This window comes from Thauera butanivorans (genome assembly GCF_048398245.1).
Classification (GTDB): Bacteria; Pseudomonadota; Gammaproteobacteria; order Burkholderiales; family Rhodocyclaceae; genus Thauera; species Thauera butanivorans.
Window position 1 is genome coordinate 4,554,401 of record NZ_CP183038.1, and the last position, 25,183, is coordinate 4,579,583.

Consider the following 25,183-nt stretch of genomic DNA (forward strand, 5'->3'; position numbering starts at 1 on the left):
GGGTCGTGGGCAGCGCCCGCACCGCCTGTCGGCCGCCCTCTGCGGGCTCGACTGATCTACGATGCGACGACAAGCCGACAATCATGGGATGAATGACATGAAGACCATTGCACTACCCTCCGGAGAGCACGTCCCCGCGCTGGGCATGGGAACCTGGATGATGGGCGAAGACCCGGCGCGCAGGGCCAACGAGATCGCCTCGCTGCAGCACGGGATCGGCCTCGGCATGACGCTGATCGACACCGCCGAGATGTACGGCGAAGGCGCCGCCGAGACCCTGATCGGCGAAGCCATTCGCGGCCGCCGTGACCAGGTCTTTCTCGTCAGCAAAGTCTATCCGCACAACGCCGGCCGGCGCTCGATGCCCATCGCCTGCGAACGCAGCCTGCAGCGGCTCCGCGTGGATTGCCTGGATCTGTACCTGCTGCACTGGAGCGGCTCGATCCCGCTCGATGAAACAGTGGAAGCCTTCGAACGCCTGCGGGCAGCCGGCAAGATCCGCCACTGGGGCGTCAGCAACCTGGACGTGCGGGACATGAAAGCCCTGTTCGCCGAGCCGGAAGGTGAACGCTGCGCCGTCGATCAGGTGCTCTACAACCTGTCCCGCCGCGGCATCGAATGGGATCTGCTGCCCTGGTGCCAGACCCACGACATGCCGGTGATGGCCTACTCGCCGCTGGAGCAGGCGCGGCTGCTGCGCAATCGGGAACTTGCATCGCTTGCCGCATCGCGGGGAGCCACCGCCGCCCAACTGGCGCTGGCCTGGCTGCTCCATCAGGAAGGCGTCATCGCCATCCCCAAGGCGACGGGCCGCAGTCGGGTGGAGGAGAACTTCGGCGCGCTGGAGCTCGTCATCGATGCCGAGCTTCGGGCAGCGCTGGATCGGATCTTTCCGCCGCCTGCCGGTCCTGGTCCATTGGAGATGATCTGATACTGCTGCAGCGTGCCCTTCCACGAGATCGGCATGGCCAGCACCAGGGTGTCGAGTGGCGGGTGGTCGAATCCTTCCCCGACCAGTCTGCCGGTGGCCAGCAGCACGCGGGGCACGGCGGCGCCCATGGCGTCCAGTTCCGCGGTCAGCGCGGCACGTTGCTTCTCAGACATGCGGCCATGCAGCGCATACAGCGTCTGGATGCGTCCCGCCAGGGCGGCATGGAGGGCATTCAGGTGTTCGGTGCGCTCGGTCAGCACCAGTATCTTGCGCCCCTGGGCAAAAGCCTCGGCGATCGCATCCGCGATGGCTTTCGTGCGATCGCCATCATTGGCGATTTCCTTGAAGACGTCCTGGATGCCGGTATCGGCGGCCAGACTGATTGGGGCCGACAGGTAACGGGGCGACACTTCCAGTATCTGTGGGGCGCCTGCAGGCCTTGACGCCGTGTGTCGGATCGGGCCGCACTGCATGAAGATGATCGGCTGCCGTCCGTCACGCCGGATCGGGGTGGCGGTCAGGCCCAGCACGTACCTGGCGCGGACACGCTTGAGGATGGTCTCGAAGGAAAATGCCGACAGGTGATGGCATTCGTCGACGATGACGTGCCCGTAGTCCTCCACCGCCACACCTTCCTGCCTGGACAAGGACTGCATGACCGCGATGCCGACCATGTCACACCCGTCTGCCAGAAAGACCTGCAACCGCGCCTGCCACTGCCTGAGCAGTTCGGTGCGATGCACCAGCACCAGCGCATTGACGCCCCGGTGGGCGATCAGCGCCGCGGCCGTGACGGTCTTGCCGAAGGCGGTCGGCGCACAGAGGATGCCGGTATCGTGGCGCAGCATCGCGGCAACAGCCTCCTCCTGATCAGATCGCAGCGTGCCGGCGAATACGACTGCCCCCACGCTTGCGGCTGGCGCCCCTTCGCTGCCCCCCGAGGGGGCGACTCCCGGCTTGGGGCGGCCCGGCGCCGGGAGACCGACCTCCAGCACCTGTCCGCCGTTTCGCTCGTCCCGCACGTCACAGCGGATGCCGTTCTCGCGCAACAACGCCCTGGCAGCATCGAGGCAACCACGCGGCAGGGCGATGTGCCGGGGGAAATTCTCGGCGCAGCCGATCACCCGGGGCTTGTCCCAGACCGGCAGGCGCATCGCCTGCGCCCTGTAGAATTCGGGGTTCTGGAAGGCCGCCAGCCGGATCAAGCGGTTGGCGAGCGCCTGGGGAAGCTGGGCCTTGTCGAAGTAGAGCAGATTGGCCAGGGTCACCGTCAGCGCGGCCGGCATCGGACCCGGCAAGCGCGGACTGGCCGGTGCCGGACCTTTCCATGGCTCCAGCAGATCGTCCTCGGTAATGAAGGTCACATCCAACGGGTGAGAGCCTCCGGTCGCCCACAGGATCACCGGCTCGATGTCATGCGGCACCATGGGCGCCACCGACGCCAGAAAGGCCCACTGGTCGGCATATGGCCGCAGCGCGTCATCGACGAACAGGCTGCCACCGTGTGCGCGTGACGCTTTTTGCAGCGGCAAGGCGATCAGGTTGCCGAAGCCGCCTTTGGGCAGGCTGTCCTGATTCGGGAACAGCCGGTCGTAGGACGTGAGCTGCAACTGCCGGGTACGCGCGCAGGTGTGGCTAATGAGGGCGGTGCCGAGCCGCCGCGCATCCCTTGCGGGGACGTTCGACGAGAAGAATATCCACGCATGGGCACCATTACCCGAGCGCGAAATTTCCAGTGCAACGGGCACGTCCAGATCCTGGCAGGTGCGGACGAAGGCCTGCGCGTCGTTGCGCCACTCGGCCGCGTCGAAATCCACCGCGAGAAAGTGGCAACTATCGTCGGCCAGCAGCGGATACACGCCGATGACATGGCGGCCGGCGAGGTGGTCATAGACCGTCCGATCCGTCAGCGGGACGAACAACCGCTGACCGCAATCCGCGCATTTGACGCGTGGCTTGCCACACACCCCCGCACGCCATTCGTTGGCACAGGCCGGCGCGTAGCCGCTTTTGCCCGCCTTGTTTTCCCAACGCACGGGATAGACGTCGCTGCGGCCCCGGAACAAGCGGCGAAACAGCACGACCTTTTCATCCGTGGACAATGGAGCGCCGGCAAGCTGCTCGGCCTCGGGCTGGCGCCAGGCGATGCCATGGGCTTCGAGCAATTCGACCAGCCGCGCGTTTTCGACGCGCAAGCGGGCAAGCTCATCGTCCCCGCCCGCCGTCATCCCGACCACAAACCCGCTGCCGTCAAGCGGCGCAGCAGGGCACCCCGCTTCGCGTGGGGCACCAGGAAGCGGCGCAGGGCGCGCTCGAATTCCTTCGGGGTGGACGTCAGTGTGTAGGCTTCCGCCAGATCCGTGAGCGCCCGCACCGCATACTCGTAGCCCAAGGCCGTGCCGCGCCGGGCCTGGGCATCGATGGCCTCCCAACGCTGATCGGCTTCGGCCATCAGGCACCGCAATTCCTCTTCACGCTCGCGGCGACGCTTGGCCTCCTCCTTCGCACGCTCTTGCGCCTCATGCTCCTGCCTTATGAGGGCAAGCGATTCAGCCAGTTCGTTCAACTCGGCCACGCGGCGCCTGCGCGCGCCGGGTTCGGCGGGCAACCGCTGCGCCTTCAGCCAAGCGGCGTGGCGGCCCCTGACGTGGCGCTCCGCCTCCTGCCCCCGGCCCTGGGCGAGCAGCTTCAGCACGTCCAGCATCGCCTCGCGGGGCCATGTTTCCAACCAGACGTCGAGACGCCCGTCGTCCCCCTCGGTTGCCTGCGGCATCGGCGCGCTGCCGGCCGCCGCCGCGGCCAGCCTGTCCGGATCGATCTCCAGAAATTCGGCCAGCGCCTGCTGCGCCGGGGACAAGGTCGACAAGCCCGCCGGCACCTCGGGTTCCGCTTCATCGCCGGACAGTTCCCCAGCGCCGGCCAGCCAGCCCAAGTAGAGCGGCCTCAGATCGCCGCGCAGCAACTCGTCGCGCAGCGGCAGCAGGCGCTGCATCCAGCCGCTACCGTCGTCCATGCCGAAGCGGTCGTAGTTCTCGCTCTCGTACAGCGACCAATGGACGATCCAATGCTCGTCGGTCGCGTCGAAGGCAAGCGCGTACTGAATGGCGAACGCCTCCAGCTCCGCCCGGCGAAACACGTCCAGCGGTACGCGCAGAGCCAAGCGACAACTGCACCAGCAGGCGGTGTAGACGAAGGCATCGAAATGGCGCCGCATCCAGTCAGCCGGATCGGCCTTCAGGTCGCCCCACTCGTAGCGGTTGACGAAGCCTGATGGAGATATCTGCGCCCGGCTGGAGACGGCGCGCAGTTCCGCCATTTCGGCACGGCCGAGCGGCCGGTCGATGGCGGCGAATTCGTAGTATTGGTATTCGCTCATGGGTTATCGGGGGCTATGGATCCATCCCGTCTTCAACCGTCGCTCAGGTTGCCGGACGGCTCGGAAGGCAGAATCATCGCTCACGTGGAGTACAGATGGCCATGCAATTCGCCGTCGACGATTCCCTGGCGACCTACAAGCAGGCGAAGGCCGATGCCATGCGGGAAAAACGCCGTCCTTGACCCCTTTCAGACCAGTCTATAAACTGGTCTATATCAACCGGAGAATGCCATGAACCTTGAAATCGGCTCGTATGAGGCCAAGACCAAGCTGCCGGAGTTACTCCGCGGCGTGCAAGCGGGCAAGCGCTACACGATCACCCTGCGTGGCGAGCCGGTTGCCGATCTGGTACCGGCCGAAGGCACCACGCAAGCAGATGCCGTGGCGGCCGTCGAGGCGATGCGCCAGTTCATGCGCACGGCGCCGCCCGTCAAGGGTGTAGATCTCAAGGCGCTGATCAACGAGGGGCGGGCATGAGCTTCGTGCTCGACAACTCGGTGGCGATGTGCTGGCTGCTGGCCGATGGCAAGCCTGCCGATGTAGCTTACGCCGAGACCGTGCTGGATGCACTGCGGGAACGGCAGGCGCTGGTTCCGTCGCTATGGGCGCTGGAGGCTTGCAATGTCATCGCCAGGGGCGAGGCCAGAGGGCTACTCACAGAAGCCCGTTCCCAGGCCTTCGCCGCCCTCCTGGAGCGGCTGAACATCGCGACGGATACGGCCACGGCAGCACACGCCTTGGGTGACACGCTGCACTTGGCCCGACGCTACAATCTGTCGGCCTACGACGCGGCGTATCTGGAGCTGGCCCTGCGAACCGGCTTGCCGCTCGCGACACTGGACGCAGACCTCAAGAAGGCGGCGCAGGCTGCGGGTGTGCAAGCGTTCACCCCGGATTGACCAGCGGAGAGGTGGTCTAAAGGTCGTGCTCTGGCGTCCAACGGAAAAGCACGTAGGCAACAGTCTCCATAGGCAGGAACTCCTGCTCGATCCTGCCTTTCTGCAACCCGAGCAAATAGCGGTAGAAGGCTTGCTCGTGGCTTGTCAGTTCAGCAGGCGGCACCGGACCGGCGGTGACCGGCTCCTGCACCGCACGCTCGGCAGCATGGCGGTCGAACAGCGCACGCTCCATGAGTAATGGTTTCAGATGGGGTTGCAGCCTGCGGGCGCAGCCCAGCATGTGCAAACCCCAGGTGTCCATATCCCCCCAGTAGCCCAGGCTGCGCTGACTCAGCCAGTCCGCGCGCAGCCAGGCCAGGTCCAGGCCGGAGCCGAGTACGGCGATGGTGTCGGGGAGTGGTGGCAGGTGATGCAGGCAACGGTCGTTCTCGATCAGCAAGATGCGCCCGGCAGGCAGCGGCGTGTTCATCAATTCTCGGGCCCGCACCCGTTGCTGGGTGAAAGGCAACAATCCTGGCGACAGGGGTGCGACCAGCAGCCAGTGATCGCCTTCATCGGCGGCATCCAGGAAGCTGGTGAGGCCGAGTTTCGACACTTGCCCGTCGAAGCGGATGTCGAGCAATACGGTCAGCAGTCCCCGGTTGCGCTCGATGAACTTGCTGTCGATGCCGAGCAGGGCGAGGCTGCGTAGCGGCGCACCGGCAGCGATTCCGGGTTCTAGCTCAAGGGCCAGCGCGGCGGCCAGCGCTACTTCCTCGTTCTTCCGATCACGCCACAGTCCGCGTTGTCGGACCGCCCCCATCGCCGAACAGCGCTCAGGCCGGCATTGGGCCATCAGTACACATGCAGCATTATATCGGACTGTACTCTGTGACTTTTGCGATTGCTCCTGCTGCCACAGAAGAAATAGCATAGGACGCATGGCTATCAGAAGCCTCCGTTGCTGGCTCCGGGGAGCGACCAGCCTCAACTCAAGATCCCACATTCATGGCCAAGAAGAACGCAGGCACAAGTACGCTCCTGATCGGCGCCGCCATCGTCGTCGGCATCATTGCCTCGATTCCCAAGGAGGTCTGGGGCGTCATCCTGGCCGTCGGCGCGGTGGCTCTGGTTTTCTGGATCGGCGGGAAGGTGATGGGGGCGGAGAAAAAGCCACCGCCCAGGCCCAACGTCCAGCGGCCACCGCCCACGACCCCACGATCCGCGCCGACAGCAGGCGTGGTGTCGCCACCCCCTTCAGGCAGGGACCGCGCCATTGCCCGTCCGCAACCGAACGCGGCACACGCACAGAGCGAGGGGTTTGCGTCGTTCGTACTGCCCGGTGAATCCCGGACCACGGAGCACCGGATACCGGCCGCGCCGCAAGGTGTCGGTGACAAGTGGCAATGGGTTCCAGCCGGAGAGCTGGTGTCCGTGGCGGGGTTCGACCTCCCCGACGGCATGCTCTACGTGGGCGCCGGCCTCCGGGGGCGCTACGGGGAAGCCGAACCCGCGCTGATCGATCCGGGGCTGAAGGTCGCCGCAACGGCGGCAGACACGTCGCTTCCCCTGACCGATTACTGGCCCAGCTACGCGAACATCTCACCGCAGGCCCGGCGCGCGTATCTCCAGTGGCTGGCCGGAGGCCGCCAGGATCCGGCTGCGAACATCGGCTATGTGTTCCTCTTCTTCTATGGGTTGGAGCGCCGGGCCCTGGTCGACGCGCGCACTGACCGGGCCGCCCAGGCCGAGGTGCCGGCCATCCAGGCGGAGGTCCACCGGCTACTGGGCATTTATGGCGACCGCAGCCATTCCTTCCGGCAGTACGCGACGCATTTCCTCGGCTACCTAGACGCCGAACACCTTGTCCCCAAGACCTACCTCGACGCGCCGCCCACCCTCACCGAGCGAAGCTATGAGCTGCCCCTGAGCCTCAAGCTCGGTCTCGGCCAGCTTGCCAGGGACCAGCAGCCGGTTCCCGCAGACTGGGCCCTGGCGTGGGCGCTCGCGGATCCCAACATTGCGCGCCGTACCCCGGTGACACGGTGCGCAACCGAGTTCGCACAACTGTTCCGCCAGCAGTACGCGAAGACCTATGGCGATGGTCTCCTGCTCCGTCAGAACAAGACGAAGCTCAAGGTGGCCTACTACCCGGCATCGGGCAGTCTGCGCGGGGAATCGTTTCAGCGCAGTGTCGGCGATCTGCCGGATGTATCGGCGGTGAAGGCGCCCGTGCAGAGGCTCCAGGCCCTGGTGGACGCCTGCACCGAAGCGCTCGATCCGTACAGCCGCTTCATCGGCCGCAATCCGGACAAGGCCCATGCCCTGGAAGGCTTGCTGCAGTTGCCTGTCGAACTGTGGCCCGCACCCGTCAAGGCTGAACTCGAAGACATTAAGACACGGGTCGGCGACGGCATGATCGTCATGTCCTTCGGCGAGCTGTCCGGCCGGCTCAAGAGCGCCGGCCCGCTCTCGCGTGACAAGGTGCTTGGCCTGGCGCGCGCCTTGCAGGCACTGCACCTTGGCATGGAGCCCGATGTGCTGGCAGGCACCCGGACGCCGAAGGCCGAGAACAAGATCGCCCTGTTCGCGGTGCCGCCGGAAGACGGCGATGCGCGCACAGTGCCGGCGTACCAGGCCGCCGCGGTCACGCTCGACCTGGCCTGCATGGTGGCGCTTGCGGACGGCCAGGCATCGGCACAGGAACTCGTGGCGCTCACCCGGCACATCGATAGCTGGAGCCACCTCAGCGCGGCCCACCGCAAACGGCTCAAGGCGCACTTGCGGCTCGGTATCGACCAGCCGGCGACGCTGGCGGGGCTGAAGAAGAAGCTCGAACCGCTGGCCGCCGATGCGCGGCGCACCATCGTCCGCTTTCTGGCCCATCTCACCCAGGCCGACGGCGTCGTGAGCCCCGCCGAGGTGAAACTGCTCGAACGCACCTACAAAGCCCTGGGCCTGGACGGCAAGCTGGTTTACGCCGATCTGCACGCGAACGAAGCGCCGGCTCCGTCGGCGGCCGTCCCCGACGCGACGCCGCAGAAATCCCGAGGCTTTACCCTGGATGCGGCCCGTATCGCCCAGCTCCAGCAGGAGACGGCGGAGGTCTCCGCGCTCCTGGCCAATGTCTTCGTCGAAGAGCCGCCTGCGGAGGAAATGGAGGCCGCCCCCGTACCGACCGGGGATGCGCCGGAGCCCGCGACGACCGGCATTCTCGGGCTGGATGCTGACCATTCCGCCTTCGTGCGCCTGCTGGTGACCCGCAGTTCGTGGCTGCGGGACGAACTGGCCGATGCCGCCTCGGACATGGAGCTGATGCTCGATGGGGCGCTTGAGCATATCAACGAGGCGGTGCTGGACGCTTTCGACGCTCCGCTGACCGAAGGCGAAGATCCCATCGAAATCAACCACGAAGTTCTGGAGGCCCTTCCCGTATGAGTACGATTCGCGCAAAGGATCGCGACGCAGTCATCCAATCCCTGCGCGCCGGTGTCGTCCCGCGCGTCGGCCAGCACCTGATCCAGGTCGGGCGGGTCAAGGAACTCGAAGCGCTGATGAAGGACGTCGAGCGCATCGCTGATTCAGGCTCCGGCTTCCGGGTCGTCATCGGCGAATACGGCTCGGGAAAAACCTTCTTCCTGAACCTGGTCCGGGCCATCGCCATGGAGAAGAAGCTAGTTACCATGCACGCGGACCTGAACCCCGATCGGCGACTCCACGCCACCGGCGGCCAGGCCCGCTCGCTGTACGCCGAACTGGCGAAGAACCTGTCGACCCGGACCAAGCCGGATGGCGGCGCGCTGCCGGGCGTGGTCGAGAAATTCATCTCCCAGGCGAAATCCGAGGCCAAGGCGAGCGGCAAACCCAGCGAGGCCATCGTCCGGGAGCGCCTCGACCATCTGGCCGAGATGGTCAATGGTTACGACTTCGCAGAAGTCATCGCCGCCTACTGCCGCGGTTTTGACGAAGGCAACGAGCAACTCAAGGCCGATGCCATCCGCTGGCTGCGGGGCGAGTTCACGACGAGAACCGACGCCCGCGCGGCGCTCGGCGTACGCACCATCATCGACGACGCGTCCATCTACGACCAATTGAAGCTGCTCGCCCGCTTCATCCGGCTGGCGGGTTACAGTGGGCTGATGGTCTGCCTCGACGAGTTGGTGAACCTGTACAAGCTCTCGAACACCCAGGCGCGCAACGCCAACTACGAGCAAATCCTGCGCATTCTCAACAATTCGCTCCAAGGCTCGGCCGAAGGTCTGGGCATCGTCCTGGGCGGCACGCCCGAATTCCTGATGGATACGCGCCGCGGTCTCTACAGCTATGCGGCGCTGCAATCCCGCCTCGCCGAGAACACCTTCGCCAAGGCCGGCATGGTCGATTACTCGGGGCCGGTGTTGCGGCTGGCAAGCCTCACGCCGGAGGATTTCTACGTGCTGCTGCACAAGCTGCGGCACGTTTACGCATCGGGCGATGCGGCCAAGTACCTACTGCCCGAAGAAGCCATCCCCGCATTCATGGAGCATTGCGCCAAACGTCTCGGCGACACTTATTTCCGCACGCCCCGAACGACCATCACGGCCTTCATCAACCTGCTGGCCGTCCTGGAGCAGAACCCCTCTGCGGCTTGGAAGGACTTGCTGGGGTACGTCGAAGTGGAACAGGACCACGGCGGGGCGGCGGACAGGGCGGCCGACGATGACGACGAGCTCGCCAGCTTCAAGCTCTGATTCGCACGCCTTCGGTCTGCTCGACGAGCGCATCCGGCGCTGGATCTGGCGCGAGGGGTGGACCGCGCTGCGTGACGCGCAGGAAAGGGCGATTCCCGCGCTCATCGAAGCCGACCGCGATGTCATCGTTGCCGCGGCGACCGCTGCGGGCAAGACGGAAGCAGCCTTCTTCCCCATCCTCACCCACCTGCTCCGCCAAGAACCGGACATCGGTTCGGTGCTGTACATCAGCCCGCTGAAGGCGCTCATCAACGACCAATGGGCACGCCTCACCGGACTGTGCGAATCCCTCGACATCCCGGTCGTCGCATGGCACGGCGATGTTGCCGCCAGCCGCAAGCACAGGTTCATCAAGGACGCGAAAGGCGTGCTGCTCATCACGCCGGAGTCCCTTGAAGCACTGTTCGTGCGGCGAGGGACGGCGATGCCCGGGCTGATGTCGAAACTGCGCTATGTCGTGGTCGACGAACTGCATGCCTTCATCGGTGCCGAGCGCGGGAAGCAACTCCAGTCGCTCCTTCACCGGCTGGAGTGTGCCACCGGCCGTCGGCTGCCTCGGGTGGGGCTTTCCGCGACACTCGGCGACATGGGCCTTGCCGCGCAGTTCCTGCGTCCACGAGACGGCAAATCCGTCGAGATCATCCACGCGGCGAGTGGTGGCCACGAACTGAAAGTGCTGATCAAGGGCTACGTCGAAAAGCCCTCCCGGGTCGAGATCGAGCCCGGTCTTGAACATCCCCAGGCGGAAGACCTGGTACCGGGCAGCACCCTGGACGTTGCCGCCCATCTCTACAAGGCGCTGCGGGGGACGAACAACCTCGTCTTTCCGAACAGTCGGCGACAGGTCGAAGTCTATGCTGACCTGCTGCGCCGCTATTGCGAACGCAACGATGCGCCCAACGAGTTCTGGGCGCATCACGGCAGCCTCTCAAGGGAGTTCCGCGAGGATGCGGAGCAGGCGTTGAAGGAGGGCACACGGCCAGCCACCGCCATCTGTACCACCACCCTGGAACTCGGCATCGACATCGGCGCAGTCAAGAGCATCGCGCAGATCGGGCCGCCGCCGTCCGTGGCCAGCCTGCGGCAGCGGCTGGGGCGTTCCGGCCGCCGCCAGGGCGAACCCGCGATCCTGCGGGGCTACTGCATCGAACCCGAGCTGGGCCCGAAATCCGGGCTGTCCGACTGCCTCCGCGAGGGGCTGGTGCAGTCGATTGCGATGGTACGGCTCCTCATCCGCGGCTGGTTCGAACCTTCGCGGGTCGGTGGGCTGCACGGTTCAACCCTCATACAGCAGATTCTCTCCATCATCGCCGAGCGCGGCGGCGCCACTGCCGGGGAACTGTGGGCGATGCTGGTAAAGGATGGGCCATTCGAGGGGCTCGGTCGCGATGATTTCGTCCTGTTGCTGAGACACATGGGCGAAAAGCAACTCCTGACGCAGGATGGCTCGGGCCTGCTGCTGCACGGCGAACTGGGCGAGAAGTTGGTCAACCACTACGCGTTCTACGCTGCGTTCGCTTCCGATGAGGAATTCCGCCTCCTCTGCGAAGGGCGGACGCTAGGTTCCCTGCCTGTGTCGCACCCACTGCTGCCCGATCAACACATCATTTTCGCCGGGCGGCGCTGGCGCGTGATGGACGTGGACAGTGAGAAGAAGGTCATCGTCGTCACGCCCGACAAAGGAGGCGCCCCCCCGACCTTCGATGGCGGGGGCGCCATAGTGCACGACGTGGTCCGACAAGAAATGCGCGCGGTGCTGCGTGAGATGGACGCGGTGCCGTTTGTTGACCAAGGGGCGGCTGCGCTGTTGGCCGAGGCCAGGGATTTCTATCGCCGGGCGAACCTGGATACCGTTCAGTTGTTTCAGCGTGGCAACGAGGCCGTACTGCTCACCTGGAGGGGGGACTGGGTGAATGACGGGTTGGCCGTGCTGCTGGCGAGCATCGGGCTGACAGCGACCAATGAAGGCATTTGCCTGACGGTGCCCGGCGCAACCACCGACCGGCTGCTGGATGCGCTCGCGGAAATCGCCGGGATGACCGACCTCGACCCCGTGGTGATTCTGGTCGATGCGAAGAACATCGTGCGGGAGAAGTGGGATTGGGCGATGCCGGAGGAGATGCTCAGAAAGTCGTTTGCATCCTTGCATCTCGATCTGGCAGAGGCCCATCGTATGGCTGATGCATTGAGCACGATTACATTTTCGCCATGCTCATCGTAAACCTTGCACCGTCTCGTCATCGAGTTTGTCTGATTCGATGGGCGATAGAAGCTGATTCCAACGAAACAAAGATTTCTATTGTGAGTCACTCCGCCTGAAGGCGGGAGCTTCCTCGCCACGAAATGGGGGCGCCGGCGGCGTCAGGGTTGGCTTGCCTCGCTTGACCTCGCCCTGAAAAACGAGGCTTGCGTTTTGGCCCGTGGCCATACTCCAAGGAAATGTATCGGACAAATGTCCGCAATGACAATTACCAGATTGGCATGAGACGGTCAGGATGCCGATCCGCGCCTGGACCTGCGGCGTCGGGGGTCAACGACGACTACGAACCCATGACTGGGGAACGGCCACCAGCGCCCTTCGTGACACCTTTGCTTTCTTGAACGGGCGGGGCTCATTACTATGAGACCCGCGTCCAATCCTGATCCTGGAACCAGGGCATCGGCAACACGATGTGCCCCCAATGGCAGACGAAGGCATGACGAAAACAACAAACGAAGGCACACTCGGTACCACCCTGCTGCTCTCCGACCTGTACCAGCTCGTCCATGACGAACAGCAGGCGGCCCATCACCAGCTCATGACCGCCTGGGAACGCCCCCTGTCGGAAAAACTCCAAAAAGGCATCACGCAGGGTTTCCTCCGCCTGGAGCGCGGCCCCGAACCGACAACGCTGTGGGCCTATCCCGACGATACTGAATCGCGCTTTCGCGAAGGCGATCTTGTCTGCCTGCATCAGGGCAACGCATTGGAACCGCTGTGCCGGGGGCTCTCGTTCGAGCTTGAGGAAGACGATCGCTGGCTGTTGCGGGGCAACCGCGCCATGGCGGCCTTCGACGACTACACGGGCGGCGCCTGCTACGTCGATCCCGACACGATGGACCTGACCGGCTACTACAAACAGGCCCTGGAGGACATCACCACTTCTGCCGCCGGCCGGGACACCCTGCTGCCGCTGCTGTCCGGACAGTTGGAGATCGCCTTCGACGAGGACGACATGGCGGAGGCCATCGACATCGCCCTGGCCGAAGGGTGCAACGACCGGCAGGCCGAGGCCGTCGGCTGGGCGCATGGCGCGCGGCAGGTGGCCTGCATCCAGGGGCCGCCCGGCACGGGCAAGACCCGCGTGCTCGCGCTCATCGCCCGGCTGGCCGTGGCGCGCGGCGAGCGGATTCTGATGACCTCGCATACCCATATGGCGATCAACAACGCCCTCAACAAGGTTCACGCGCAAGGCGTGTCGGTGGTCAAGGTCGGCCGCGCCACGCAGCGCAGGGGGCTCGACGACGCCATCCCGAACTTCGACGGGCTCGACGCCTGGGAGGATCGCCCCACCGACGGCTATGTGGTGGGCGCCACGCCGTTCGCCACCTGCACGTCCCGCCTCGAGAACTACGCTTTCGACACCATTCTGTTCGACGAGGCGAGCCAGATCACCGCACCGCTGGCGCTGATGGCCATGCGCAAGGGCAGCCGCTTCATCTTCATCGGCGACCAGCGCCAGTTGCCGCCCGTGCTGCTGTCCCGTTCCGTGCTCGACAAGGAGACGCATTCGGTTTTCTCGCGCCTGACCGCGCGCGAGGCCGAGCATCTGGTCATGCTGGACGAAACCTACCGCATGAACCGCTGGCTGACCGACTGGCCGAGCCGGGCCTTCTATGGCGGTGCCTTGCGCGCGGCGGGAGAGAACCGGGAGCGGCGCCTGCGCCTGCGCGGCGTCCCGGCGCGTTTTGCCGCCGTGCTCGACGGCGGCAGCCCGGCCGTGTTCATTCCGACCCCGGACATTTCGGCGCGCACGAAGAACTGGAGAGAAGCCGAGCTGGTGGCGGACCTGTGCGAAGCCATCGTCGCCGGCGGCCTGCCTCTGGCCGAAATCGGCATCGTCTCGCCCTACCGCGCCCAGGGGCGGGTCATCCGTACGCTGCTAGCGGCGCGGTTCGGCCGCGAGGCGGCGCGGCAGGTGGTGGCCGACACGGTGGAACGCATGCAGGGGCAGGAACGAGAGCTCATCATCCTTTCGCTGGCCACCGGCGACGAGGCGTTCCTGGGCGCAATCGCCGAATTCTTCTTCCAGCCCGAGCGGCTCAACGTCTCCATCACCCGGGCGATGACCAAGCTGATCGTCATCGGCCCGGAAAGCGGGCACCTCCCGGACAGCGGCGACGCGACGATCCGGCAGTGGATCGCCTCGTACCGGGACATGATCGGCCACTGCCGGCGGGTGGCGCTGTAGGCATGGCGACCTTCATCCCGGAACGAGTCGGCGCAGTGAGCGCGCGCGGCATCCATATCAAGCGCACCCTCAACGCCCTGGACGACGATCACGTGGTGCGCACGCCGCTGCGGCCCGGCGGCTGGCTGCCCGATTTCTTCGTGCAGCATCCGAACAACGGCTGGCTGGCGATCGCGCTGGCCGACACGCCGTTCTCCGCGCTGGCCGGCGACCAGTTGTTCGAGAACGCGGAACGCACCGCCTTCGACAGACTGCTCGCCGACTTCCAGGCCTTCCCTGCCCTTGCCGACCTTCCTGGTGACGGCCTGGCGTCTCCCGGCAAGCTGATGCTGATGTGGGCATGCAGCCAGGACGAAGTGCGCGCCATCGCCGCGCCGTATCTTTCCCGCCTCGGCATCCGCCTGCTCTCCAAGGCCCAGTTTCTCGCGCTTGGCGCCAAGCTGGTGCCGCGCCTGCTCCAACCCATCGGCGCCGACGCGGAACAGGCCATGCTGAGCCGCTATTTCCCGGAGGCGGAGATCCACCCTGCCTGCACCACCCGCCGCCATTTCATCCGCGACAACTCGGCGAAGCTGCAGCGCTTCTTTCTGGATTTCCAGCAGGAATGGGCGGCGAAGCTCGACCTGGAGCCGCCCCAGGAGCAGGCCGAGGCGGCCGGGGATCTCGCCATTCGCCTGGTGAACGGCGTCGCCGGCAGCGGCAAGACCCTCATCGCCCTCTCCCGCGCCCGGCTGCTGGCCGGGCTGTACCCTGATCAACGCATCCTGGTCCTGATTCACAACACCCCCATCGTCGCCGACATCAAGGCAAAACTGGCCCGCACGCAGGGCCCGCTGCCCGCCAATCTGGAGATCAATACCTATTTCGCCTGGGTGAACCGCCAGTGGCGCAACCTCCATCGGCACTGGCCGAATCTGCCTGACACCGCGCGCGAGGTGGAAGACCTGATCGCCCACTACCGCCCCCGCTGGCCGGAACTGGGGCAGTCGGCGGCGCGCCTGCGCGAAGAACTCGATTTCATCAACGAATTCCTGATCGCCGATGCGCAGCACTACCTCGACGCCAATCGCACCGGCCGCGGCTTCGCGTTGCGGCCGAAGGAACGGGCCGCGGTCTGGGCACTGTACGAGGCCGTGACCACGGCCCTCGGCAAGAGCGGCCAGCGGCTGTGGAGCGCGGTGCCGCGCGAAATCTGCCTGGCGACGGATCACGCGGCGCTGGAAAAATACGACCACGTGCTGATCGACGAAGCACAGTTCTTCGCACCCTCCTGGTTTCAGGCAGTTCGCCTGTCCATGGGGGAGCACAGCAGCCTGTTTCTGTGCGCTGACCCCAACCAGGGCTTCATGAAACACCGGCTCAGTTGGAAGCGCATCGGGCTCGACGTGGCGGGCCGCACCAAGAAACTGCGTCGTTCGTATCGCACGACCCAGGCGATCCTCGCCGCGGCCAATCGCATTCTCACGCAGTATGCCCACGGGGATGCGGACGATTTTCTGGAGCCCGACCTGTCCGGTATGGAAGCGGGCGTCAAACCGGTGCTGATCCATACCGACTCGCCCCAGGACGCGGTGGACAGGCTCATGAACGAACTCTCCGCCAGCCTCCAGGAGCACGCCCTCGCACTGGGCGATCTGCTGGTCATCTACGGCGAGAACGTGCAGAAAGCCCTGCTTTACAACCGGCTGTGCAAGCAATTCGGCGTGGACAATATCTGGTGGCTCAACAAGAAGGAGCAGCGCAAGGCGCCACCGAAAGGGTGCGAGCGGGAGTATCTGCGCCTGGCGAACCTCGAAACCGCCACCGGCCTGGAGGCCGGCGCGGTGTTTCTGATCGGCATGGAAAACCTGCTCGCCGACGGCGAAATGCCGGGCCTCGACCAGGAGGAACAGGCTGCCGTGGCGGAAGAACATGCCAGAAAGCTCTACATGGCGATGACACGCGCCGGGCAGCGCCTGGTCCTGCTGTCTTCGCAGCGGCTGCCGGCGTTCGTTGAGGACAGTTTCACGCAGCAGGATTCTGCCGGGGGCGGTCGGTGAACATTCCCGAGGGCACCGGCCCGCTCTGCCTCGGGCCTTGCCACTCGACCGCAAGGAAAGTGGTCGTTCAGACCTAAAGCGTGATGAACGGTAGCAATGAAGAAGGTTGCAGCCGTTCTCTCTCAGGAAACCAAACGGCGACTTCGGCCGCATCCAGCCAGTTGAGCTGTGTGGCAAATACGCGGCCATTGCAGCCAGTGACGTTGCTCAGATGGGTGATCGGTGTCATGTCGGTTACAGTTGTTAGGGTGACACGCCGTCAGGATAGCTGCTTGTGTTAGCTACATAGGACGACTCTCAGCATAGGCATTGTGCGGCTTGACGACTGACAAGCCATGCCCGATTATCCGCGCTGGCCATGGGTGCTTCGCCTTGTATCGATCTGCTCAGCATTATCTAAATAATTGTAGTAAAGGCTTGCCGTAACGGAGGGGAGGATATGAGTCAGGAGGTAATAACGCTCAAACTCAAGGAGTTGGTGCTCTGGACCGAAAATCCGCGCGATCCCGTTGACGAAACCGCCACGGACCAAGACATAGTGGATAGGGCGCTTACCGACAAGCTCTCCAAGTGGAACCTTCGCCGGCTAGCAAAGGAAATGGGGCAGCGTTACGACTTCAGCGAACTTCCCACGGTCGTTTTCCACGGCAATAAACCAGTGGTATACGATGGGAACAGAAGGGTGGTCCTCGGGAAAATCAAGCATGGACTGGTGTCGGTCGATGGTTTCCATGCGGACATTCTTCCGCTGTTTCCCGACGAAATTCCCTGCAACGTTTGTTCTGAAGCTATCGCACTCGAGAACGTCTGGAGGAAACACGCAGAAACCGGTTCATGGTTGCCGCTCGATCGCGACATGTTCCTTCATAAGCACATGAAGGACAAGAAATCAGCGTTCCTGTTGATGGAAGAGAATACCGGTATCATCACCGCGAACCCTAAGCTCAACCAGCGGTTCGTCAAGGACGAGATCTTCCGGGAGGACATCCTAGGGAAGCTCGGAATTTCGTTTGTGGATGAAAAGCTCCATAGTAAGCACAGCCGCGAAGAAACCCTCGCACTTCTGGACGACATTTCTCGAAAGGTCAGGGATAAGGTAATTAGCCTCTTTTGAATTTTGAGTGGGTGATGCACGATTCGGGTTGCCGGGCCGTTGGGGTCAAGGGCGGGCGCAGCCCGGCGTAGCGAACCCTTGACGCCAAGGGGCCGGCGGTACGCTGGTCCATGGCTGGATGCAGCGCAGTTGGGCATCCAGCCATGGAGACAAGTGCGGCGGGGTGTGCTTCGGACGCAGTGCAGTACCGTCGCCGGTTTTTTGACTCTCTGTAGATCTGACACGTTATGCATGCAAAGTTGTTCGAGGCCGCACTGGGCATCACCGATCCATGGCGCGTGGCCGGGGTCGATTTCGACGCCGCCAAGAAGGTACTGACGATCTCGGTGGACTTCGTTGCGGGCAGCCGCTTCGAGGTGTCGGGCGTGGCCGGAGCGCATCCGGCGCATGACACGGTCGCCAAGCGCTACCGGCACCTGAACTTCTTCCAGCATGAGTGCTATCTTGAGGTACGCGTGCCGCGTGTGCGTCTTCCAGACGGCGGCATCCGTCAGGTCGAACCCGACTGGGCCGGCAAGCTCGCCGGCTTCACGCTGCTGTTCGAGGCGCTGATCCTGACGCTCGCACGTGAGATGCCCTTCGCGGCGGTCGCGCGTGTCGTGGGCTTGTCCTGGCACCGCGTGGCCGCGATCTGCAAGCGCTACGTGGCTCTGGCACTGGCTCAGGCCGACTTCTCCGAGGTCAAGCGCCTGGCCGCGGATGAGACCTCGCGCGCCCGCGGCCATGACTACATCACTCTGGTGGCCGATGCCGACGCTCGACGCGTGCTCTTCGTCACCGAGGGGCGCGATGCGGCCACGATCGCAGCGTTCGCTGAGGATCTGAAGGACCATGGCGGTAACGCGCTGGCGATCGAATCGATCTCGATCGACATGTCGCCGGCCTTCATCAAAGGCGTGACCGCCAACCTGCCCAACGCCACCATCACCTTCGACAAGTTTCACGTTATCGCCCACGCCAGCGCCGCCGTCGACAAGATGCGCCGCATCGAGCAACGTACCGACCCCTCGCTCAAGGGGCTGCGCTGGAAGCTGCTGAGGGACCGCGATGCACTCGCGCCCGCTGCAAAAGCTGACCTTGATGCGTTGGTTGCCCAAGTGGCCACCAAGCGCACCGCGCGGGCCTGGCTCTACAAGGAGCAACTGCGCGAGATCCTCAACCGCAAGCAGGTCAATGTCGTGCGCGACATGCTCTGGCAATGGACTGTCAACGTCATGCGCTCCAAGGTCGAGCCAATGAAGGCGGTGGCCAAGATGATCCGCAAACACCTTGAGGGCATCGTCGCCTGGACTCGCACCCGCCAGACCAACGGCTTCCTTGAGGCCATCAACGGCCTGTTCCAAGCGGCCAAGCGCAAGGCGCGTGGCTACGCCAGCTTCTCTACCATTCGCACAATGGTGTTCCTGCTCGCCGGCAAGCTGGACTTCGGAAAACTCAATCAGCATGCAACCTGACCCACTCGGTTTTCAAAAGAGCCGGTAATTACGACTCGGCGAAATCGCGGCAAGGTCATAGAGGTTTTGGATCCAGATTCGCAGCGGATTATCGAAGAACACAAGAGGCATAAGATGAAGCTCGTCATGTTCGACGCAGCCGAAAACGGCGACGCGAAGGACAAGGCCAGTCTTCGGCGAAGCCGGCGTGTGAGAACGAAGGCAGCGCAGATTTTTGGTGGCCCCCTTTATCTACGCAATGGGGATGTCAGCAACTTGTATCGCGACATTGTTGACCTGCACGAGTTCTACCACGAGAAGAAAACTTCGCTCTCCGACGTTTTTCCCTCCCTTATACGCATGGCACTCCGTCTTTTGTGTGAAGCGGCCGCGAAAGAGTATCAACAGGATATTGCTGCGTACGTAAACTCCAGATTCAAAAACGCAAAGGCCACTCTGGACCAGGACACAAAGACAACTCTGTCTAACCAAAACGTCACTGAGAAAAGCCTCGTTCAGCTCTTGCATACCGGAGCCCACAATTATGCGGCGGCGGCCAACATCGAACAGACCTTAGCCGTCTCCATAATCCTCGGAGCTCTCCTTACGGACTCCCACGGTAAGGTGCAGTCAAATTGAGCCACTTTTGTTCGCCGCTCCGCTATCCCGGCGGCAAGAACTGCATATTCCCATTCGTCTCTAAGCTATTCTACGAGAATAAACTACTCGGGGCGACGTATGCCGAACCCTACGCGGGCGGCGCGGGACTCGCGTTAAGACTTCTTTTCGAAGAGTACGTAGAGCAGATTTACATCAACGATCTGGACCGATCAATCTATGCGTTCTGGTCCTCCATCCTTGGCAATGCCGATGCCTTCTGCAGCTGGATAGAGGACGTCGATGTGTCCATGGAAAGCTGGTGCCGGTACAAGGAAGTCCAAAACCGGGCGGAATCGGCCGACTTATTCGAACTGGCAAAATCCACATTCTTCCTCAACCGGACCAACGTCTCTGGGGTGATCAAAGGTGGAGTAATCGGTGGATACAACCAGAAAGGCCGTTACAAGATCGATGCACGGTTCAAAAAGCCGGACCTGATAGCACGAATACAGAGGATCGAGCAGTTCAGAAAGAGAATATCGGTCTCGAACCTCGACGGGTTGGCATTCGTAAAGAAGATGGACGCTCGGGCTGAGGAAATTTTTATCTATCTCGATCCACCCTACTTCCAGAAAGGGGCGGACCTGTACATGAACTTCTATTCGAAGTCGGACCACGAAAAACTCTCGAAGCACGTGCACAAAATGAAGAAAAAGTGGATGGTATCCTACGACAACCATGACTTCATTCTCAACCTGTACGCCTCCGAGAAGAAGGTGCGTTACAAGCTCTCCCAGAGCGCGTCGAACCGTGTCGGGGACGAGGTACTCATCTTCTCGGAAAACATAGCGTTCGCCGGCTCTTTGGAGTCCCTCACGTCACCAGTTTGCCTTTGATTTTGGCCGATGGCAGACGAAGTGCATGCGCAGCACGGACAACGGGAATGAGAAGCCTGACCGCCGATTCCGTTTTCTGGATTGCTATGGGAGAAGTACACGATGACAGTCCCAAAATACGACGAACTTTTTAATCCGCTGCTGGAGGCGCTCAGAAGACTCGGCGGATCGGCTTCTATCCAGGAACAAGAAGACGAGGTTGCGTCGATGCTGGAACTGTCCGAAAAGGATCTCGCGGAGATCCACAGCGGTAACCGAACTAAGTTCAATTACCGATTGGCTTGGGCGCGCAACTACCTCAAGAACTACGGACTACTGGAAAATTCGGCACGCGGGGTCTGGTCCCTGACCGCCGATGGACAGAAAGCTACCAAGCTCGATAAGGAGGCCGTCAAGCGTTTCGTCGTCGCGCAGGATAGAAAGAAAAAAGCTAAAAATATGCCTGAAGCGAAGCCGACAACAGAGGAACTCGGTTGGGAGGACCAACTGCTCGGATATGTACGCGAAATGACACCGGACGGGTTCGAACGGCTCTGCCAACGTTTACTCCGCGAGTCGGGATTTATCCAGGTGGAAGTGACTGGCCGATCCGGAGATGGCGGCATTGATGGGAAAGGCGTAGTCCGCGTCGGAGGGTTTCTCTCATTTCATGTGGTCTTCCAATGCAAACGACTCAAGACAGCTGTGAGATCCTCGGATATTCGAGATTTTCGCGGAGCGATGATCGGGAGGGCAGACAAAGGACTATTCATTACGACTGGCGCCTTCACGAAAGATGCGCGGCTAGAAGCGCATCGGGACGGCGCACCCCCTATCGACCTTATCGATGGAGAGACATTGGTCCAGAAACTCAAAGAACTGGAGTTGGGCGTTATTATCCAGCAACGGATCGTCGAAGAGGTCACAGTAACTCCCGGTTTTTTCGAGAAGCTGTAGCAAGCATGCAGACATGCCGTTAAGGAATACCGGCTCATCATTTTACCAACTAAGTCATTTGGCATTTTGAATGCTCATCGTCGATTTTTCCTGCGCAAAGGACAAGAAGCCATCGCCGTATTGCGCAGTCGGGTGCCGTCCTGCGTGGCTAACGAAAGGAGCCATTCTAACTGTGCGTACCACCTCAGTGGCAGCAAACAACATGGCACCAGCCACCCATCTGAGCCAATGCCGCCGGCTACTCCGCCCGAAAACCCGGCAGGGTCAGTCGGAACAATATGGCGGCATTTCTACGCGAGAGTAGCTGCGTTTACATAATTCAAAGACCGCGACGCGCGCATTGCCGAGCCAGTGCATCAAATCGATTCGGCTTGCATCAGGCTCACTTGATGATGATTCGTGACGGCTTGACTGCTTCCGCTGCATCCACACACTGGTGGGTCACGACAGCCGTCCCGTCCCGACTCAACCACTCGTTCAAACGACTGTAAGGACGCAGCCCCGGAGAAGAGACTCAATACATGAGTACAGCATTTTCTCGCTGTTTTCGCCCACGCAGTTGCAAACAGTTGAGACTGGCTCACCTCAAGTCGGTATGGTGCAGGCTCCTACCGCCAAGCGCTCAAGGCGAGGGGCTCCCACCCTGCACCGAATCCCGCCAGGCCACAACACTGCCATCCGTGGATTGCAACAGACGACTCAGTTCCGCGAAGAAATCGCGGCGATGAGAGACGCCGCTACCGCTCAGGCGGTGATCCGCGCCCGGGTAAACGATCAAAGTGAGATTGCTTTTCCCCGCCTCCTTGAACTTCGACTCTAGGAAACACGCGGACTCGACGGGTACGCTCTGATCCTGCTCGCCGATGCCGACAAGGATGGGAATGTTCAACTTGAGAAAATCGGGAAGCAGGTCGAGATCCATGATGTCCGACCACCAGCGATAGGGATTGCCATACCAGTTCCGCTCGATGCTGCGTGGGTCGGTGGATATCGCCTGCCAGCCCGATTCGACATCGAACGCAATGGCCCCTTTCTGCTTCAGCGTGGAAAGCGACCTGCGCATGGTGTAGGCGCCGCTGCCGATGATCGCAAGGTGAGTGACTTCAGGGAGCAGTCCGGCGACCTTGACCGCGGGCCATGCGCCTTCCGACACGCCCACCAGAACCACGTTTCTTGGTCTGGGTACGGTGGCATGCAGTTGTGCGGTGAGGAATTCCGCATAGTCGGCCAGCCAGCGCTCTGGATTGTTCGCAAGGTGGAAGTCCCGGCCGCAGCCGAACAAGCCCATGGAACGATCGGCGACGAATCGTTTGTTGAGGACGAAAACACGGGCAGGGACAGTCAGGCCGCTGACGTAGCCGGGCATGACGGATTTCCAGCTGGGGCAGCCTGTTGCCCCGTAGAAAAAGACCGCGGTATCCGGCTGCGGCGAATCGCCGACCGTGAACGCGTAGTAGACGCTGGAGCCGCCGTCCTTGTACTGGAACGCATGGGGAACCGGCGCTTCGCTGCCATACATGTACGCCATGCGCTCAAGTGTGGTGCAGCCGGACAGGGCCAGGGCGAGCAGCAAGATAACGAAGCGGAGGCGGCACATGGGTCCAGTGATCGAGCGATACATGACGAATGATGAATTGTCAGGCATTTGAGATCATGCCGGAAAGCTCCGGCACGCCGACAAGATACCGGCTGCGCGGGACCGGGCGCAAAGCCCCAATGAAGATCGTCCGGACCAACGGTCGTCACGCCAGTCCTTCCTGGCGTCGAACCGATAGGCCAAGTTCTGCGGGCGGCTGCCTGCCTCCATTGGTATCGCGCCGCTACCCGCCGGGAGGCGCTGACATGGGCCTGCGAACGTGCACGTCCCATGCCAGTGGTGTATCGTGAAAAAATTGCAGGAGGATCCAGATGATCGACAATCTGGCCCTGTTTTTCTCGTGAGCCTGGTGGCAACCGCCACGCCGGGGCCTTCCATCGTTTATGTCACGACCCAGGGGGTTGCGCATGGTTTGCGCCCGGCCGCGGCGGCCGGGTCGGGCGTGCTTGCCGCGGATGCCCTGTACATCCTGCTGTCGATCACCGGGCTCACCGCGATTCTTGTCGCCTCCCATGAGGTCTTTACGTTGATCAAATGGGCCGGGGCCGCCTATCTGGTGTATCTCGGCCTGCGTCTGCTCGCCGCCGGCTTCTCCGCCCAACCCGATCCGGCGGCCGCGCCGCGGGCCGACGCCTCTCCGCGGCGGTCGTTTCTTGGCGGATTCTCGCTTCACGAGGCCAATCCGAAGGCGCTGCTGTATTTCGGTTCTCTGGTGCCGCAGTTCATCGATCCGTCCCGCCCGATCGCGGCGCAGCTCGTTTTTCTGGCCGCGATTCATCTCGCCACGGCCGGCTGCGTGCTGGGCGCGTATGGCGTATTTGCCGGGCGCCTCCACGGATCGAGCATCGATGCGCGTGTTCGGCGTGCATTCCATATCGCGACGGGGGGCTTCTTCATCGGCGCCGGTATCTCCTTGTCGCTGATGCGGCGGTGACGCCGCATCCCCTCTGGCCCACCAGTTGAGCGGGGCGGCCATGTGCGCCGAGGCCCACGACACCAGCCTCAACCGCGAGGAGCCCGGCCAGAAGGCCGCCACATTGCTCGATCAGAGCCTGGACGAAGGCCATCCCTTCAACCAGGGCAGCGTGACGAAGGATTTTCCGTGCCGGTGAGCCCATGATAGTCAACAGCATATCGGGGACGAAACAAGCCGTCCTCAATGCAGCGTTCCCCTCCATGGCCCGGCGATCCGCCCGGCCTCCCGGTCGATCGCCACATCCACCTGCGCGGCCCGCCGGATCCGGGCGCCCGCCCGCAGGACCCCGACCACCAGCAGATAGGCGAGCACCACCGGCACGGACAACACGACACCGGCCGCACCCCACGTGACCACCAGAGGCGTGCCCAGTACCAGCACGGCCAGCGCATCCCGCGGCCGCAGCAGCGCAGGCGGATCGGTGCGGACGTAGTTGGCGCCGTCGAGGGCTGTCCAGTTGGCCAACCCCAGGACCCGAGGTGTCTTGCCGGGCGTGACGACCAGGCTCACCTCGTGCCCGCGCCGGGCTGGCATGGTACGGGTGTGGAGAGTGAATTTCCGTTCGCTGCCGTCCTGGCACCGGATCCACAACTCGTAGCGGTCGCTCGGCACGAACGGACGCAGGTGGTAGAGATGGACGTTGACGTGGCGGCGCAGGTCAACGATGCGCCCATGGATTGTTTGCAGGTCGGACATGGTCATGCTCCAGGGAGTGGAAGACCTGTCCAGCGTCGCGCGGAAGGCGCCTGTTTCAAGCCCGGCGACGGCACGCCGCGGTGGAGGCCTGCATGTTGTCGACCTGTGGTCGCACCGTATCCGGACTGTCGTTCGAATAGGCCGGCAAGAAGAGAGGGCCGTCGTCCAAGCTCTTGCACCCTCGTGTGACTGGCGTCGCGTGGCAGTCCGGGCCCGGCTCCTGGACGGGCCGGGCCACCGCATCAGTTCGGAACCAGAGGTAGAACGATGTCCAGTCAAGGCCCGGCAAAACGCGGTCGATTGCGGCTAGCGGCTGCCTAATCGGCACTTTTTGCGCTTGCAAGGGCACGTATCCCGCCCCACACTGAAAACGTTACGTCCCGGTCCAGCTGGCATTCCGGTGCGTGCATCGAGCACGCGAACATGCCAGCCTTTCGAGTCGCGGTGATCGTCATCGCAGTGCGCTTCGTGCGCCGTTGATCCGGATGCCCGGCATCCTGAGTGTTCTTCCCGAGCGTGGCGCCATGGCC

20 protein-coding genes and 1 pseudogene are annotated in these 25,183 nt (G+C 63.1%); 15 read left to right on the forward strand and 6 right to left on the reverse strand.

The window, feature by feature from the left end:
• Positions 1-160 precede the first annotated feature (160 nt).
• Positions 161-826: pseudogene (locus ACNQFN_RS22005) on the forward strand (aldo/keto reductase); the annotation flags it as partial.
• On the opposite strand, the gene ACNQFN_RS22010 reads toward ACNQFN_RS22005, so the two are convergent.
• A complete protein-coding gene (locus tag ACNQFN_RS22010; RefSeq protein ID WP_418647553.1) occupies positions 775-3,126 on the reverse strand; it encodes a TOTE conflict system archaeo-eukaryotic primase domain-containing protein in 2,352 nt (783 codons plus the stop codon). The pseudogene ACNQFN_RS22005 and the gene ACNQFN_RS22010 sit on opposite strands and share 52 nt — an antisense overlap.
• A gap of 29 nt (positions 3,127-3,155) precedes the next feature.
• Positions 3,156-4,307, reverse strand: a complete 1,152-nt coding sequence (locus ACNQFN_RS22015) for a hypothetical protein (RefSeq protein WP_418647554.1) — start codon at positions 4,305-4,307, stop codon at positions 3,156-3,158.
• Between the two features lie 231 nt (positions 4,308-4,538).
• Between ACNQFN_RS22015 and ACNQFN_RS22020 the strand changes: the two genes are divergently transcribed.
• Positions 4,539-4,784: a type II toxin-antitoxin system Phd/YefM family antitoxin gene (locus ACNQFN_RS22020; protein ID WP_418647555.1), complete on the forward strand. Its 246-nt coding sequence runs from the start codon at positions 4,539-4,541 to the stop codon at positions 4,782-4,784.
• The gene (locus tag ACNQFN_RS22025; RefSeq protein ID WP_418647556.1) at positions 4,781-5,206 is read left to right on the forward strand and encodes a type II toxin-antitoxin system VapC family toxin; all 426 of its coding nucleotides are present in this window, start codon (positions 4,781-4,783) and stop codon (positions 5,204-5,206) included. Before ACNQFN_RS22020 ends, ACNQFN_RS22025 begins: the two co-directional genes overlap by 4 nt.
• A gap of 16 nt (positions 5,207-5,222) precedes the next feature.
• Here ACNQFN_RS22025 and ACNQFN_RS22030 read toward each other — a convergent pair whose 3' ends face one another.
• Positions 5,223-6,191: a Wadjet anti-phage system protein JetD domain-containing protein gene (locus ACNQFN_RS22030; protein ID WP_418647557.1), complete on the reverse strand. Its 969-nt coding sequence runs from the start codon at positions 6,189-6,191 to the stop codon at positions 5,223-5,225.
• A 2-nt stretch (positions 6,192-6,193) separates the two neighbouring features.
• Between ACNQFN_RS22030 and ACNQFN_RS22035 the strand changes: the two genes are divergently transcribed.
• The 5 genes from ACNQFN_RS22035 (at position 6,194) to ACNQFN_RS22055 (ending at position 16,405) form a co-directional block, all read left to right on the forward strand.
• On the forward strand, positions 6,194-8,623 hold the full coding sequence (locus ACNQFN_RS22035; protein ID WP_418647558.1) for a TerB N-terminal domain-containing protein: 2,430 nt from the start codon (positions 6,194-6,196) through the stop codon (positions 8,621-8,623).
• Positions 8,620-9,915, forward strand: a complete 1,296-nt coding sequence (locus ACNQFN_RS22040; protein WP_418647559.1) for an ATP-binding protein — start codon at positions 8,620-8,622, stop codon at positions 9,913-9,915. Before ACNQFN_RS22035 ends, ACNQFN_RS22040 begins: the two co-directional genes overlap by 4 nt.
• Positions 9,884-12,136, forward strand: a complete 2,253-nt coding sequence (locus ACNQFN_RS22045; RefSeq protein WP_418647560.1) for a DEAD/DEAH box helicase — start codon at positions 9,884-9,886, stop codon at positions 12,134-12,136. The genes ACNQFN_RS22040 and ACNQFN_RS22045 overlap by 32 nt, the downstream gene beginning before the upstream one ends.
• Positions 12,137-12,596: 460 nt before the next feature.
• On the forward strand, positions 12,597-14,366 hold the full coding sequence (locus tag ACNQFN_RS22050; protein ID WP_418647561.1) for an AAA domain-containing protein: 1,770 nt from the start codon (positions 12,597-12,599) through the stop codon (positions 14,364-14,366).
• A gap of 2 nt (positions 14,367-14,368) precedes the next feature.
• The gene (locus ACNQFN_RS22055; RefSeq protein ID WP_418647562.1) at positions 14,369-16,405 is read left to right on the forward strand and encodes a hypothetical protein; all 2,037 of its coding nucleotides are present in this window, start codon (positions 14,369-14,371) and stop codon (positions 16,403-16,405) included.
• Between the two features lie 73 nt (positions 16,406-16,478).
• On the opposite strand, the gene ACNQFN_RS22060 is transcribed toward ACNQFN_RS22055, so the two are convergent.
• Positions 16,479-16,634: a hypothetical protein gene (locus tag ACNQFN_RS22060; protein ID WP_418647563.1), complete on the reverse strand. Its 156-nt coding sequence runs from the start codon at positions 16,632-16,634 to the stop codon at positions 16,479-16,481.
• Positions 16,635-16,844: 210 nt separating this feature from the next.
• On the opposite strand from ACNQFN_RS22060, the gene ACNQFN_RS22065 reads away from it, so the two are divergent.
• From ACNQFN_RS22065 to ACNQFN_RS22085, 5 genes are all read left to right on the forward strand, one after another.
• Positions 16,845-17,519 (forward strand): hypothetical protein, encoded by a 675-nt coding sequence (locus ACNQFN_RS22065; protein ID WP_418647564.1) that lies wholly within the window; start codon positions 16,845-16,847, stop codon positions 17,517-17,519.
• Between the two features lie 227 nt (positions 17,520-17,746).
• Positions 17,747-18,973 carry an ISL3 family transposase gene (locus ACNQFN_RS22070; RefSeq protein WP_418647565.1) on the forward strand — a complete coding sequence of 409 codons (1,227 nt, stop codon included), beginning with the start codon at positions 17,747-17,749 and terminating at the stop codon, positions 18,971-18,973.
• Between the two features lie 114 nt (positions 18,974-19,087).
• On the forward strand, positions 19,088-19,591 hold the full coding sequence (locus ACNQFN_RS22075) for a hypothetical protein (RefSeq protein WP_418647566.1): 504 nt from the start codon (positions 19,088-19,090) through the stop codon (positions 19,589-19,591).
• Positions 19,588-20,448: a DNA adenine methylase gene (locus tag ACNQFN_RS22080; protein WP_418647567.1), complete on the forward strand. Its 861-nt coding sequence runs from the start codon at positions 19,588-19,590 to the stop codon at positions 20,446-20,448. The genes ACNQFN_RS22075 and ACNQFN_RS22080 overlap by 4 nt, the downstream gene beginning before the upstream one ends.
• Before the next feature lie 102 nt (positions 20,449-20,550).
• A complete protein-coding gene (locus ACNQFN_RS22085) occupies positions 20,551-21,384 on the forward strand; it encodes a restriction endonuclease (protein WP_418647568.1) in 834 nt (277 codons plus the stop codon).
• Positions 21,385-22,006: 622 nt separating this feature from the next.
• Here ACNQFN_RS22085 and ACNQFN_RS22090 read toward each other — a convergent pair.
• Positions 22,007-23,029: an alpha/beta fold hydrolase gene (locus ACNQFN_RS22090; RefSeq protein WP_418647569.1), complete on the reverse strand. Its 1,023-nt coding sequence runs from the start codon at positions 23,027-23,029 to the stop codon at positions 22,007-22,009.
• A gap of 238 nt (positions 23,030-23,267) precedes the next feature.
• On the opposite strand from ACNQFN_RS22090, the gene ACNQFN_RS22095 reads away from it, so the two are divergent.
• Both ACNQFN_RS22095 and ACNQFN_RS22100 read left to right on the forward strand, forming a co-directional pair.
• A complete protein-coding gene (locus tag ACNQFN_RS22095; RefSeq protein ID WP_418647570.1) occupies positions 23,268-23,915 on the forward strand; it encodes a LysE family translocator in 648 nt (215 codons plus the stop codon).
• A gap of 40 nt (positions 23,916-23,955) precedes the next feature.
• Complete coding sequence (locus ACNQFN_RS22100; RefSeq protein ID WP_418647571.1) at positions 23,956-24,093, forward strand: hypothetical protein; 138 nt, start codon at positions 23,956-23,958, stop codon at positions 24,091-24,093.
• A 44-nt stretch (positions 24,094-24,137) separates the two neighbouring features.
• On the opposite strand, the gene ACNQFN_RS22105 is transcribed toward ACNQFN_RS22100, so the two are convergent.
• Positions 24,138-24,653, reverse strand: coding sequence for a hypothetical protein (locus tag ACNQFN_RS22105; RefSeq protein ID WP_418647572.1), 516 nt, complete (start codon positions 24,651-24,653; stop codon positions 24,138-24,140).
• Positions 24,654-25,183: the final 530 nt, after the last annotated feature.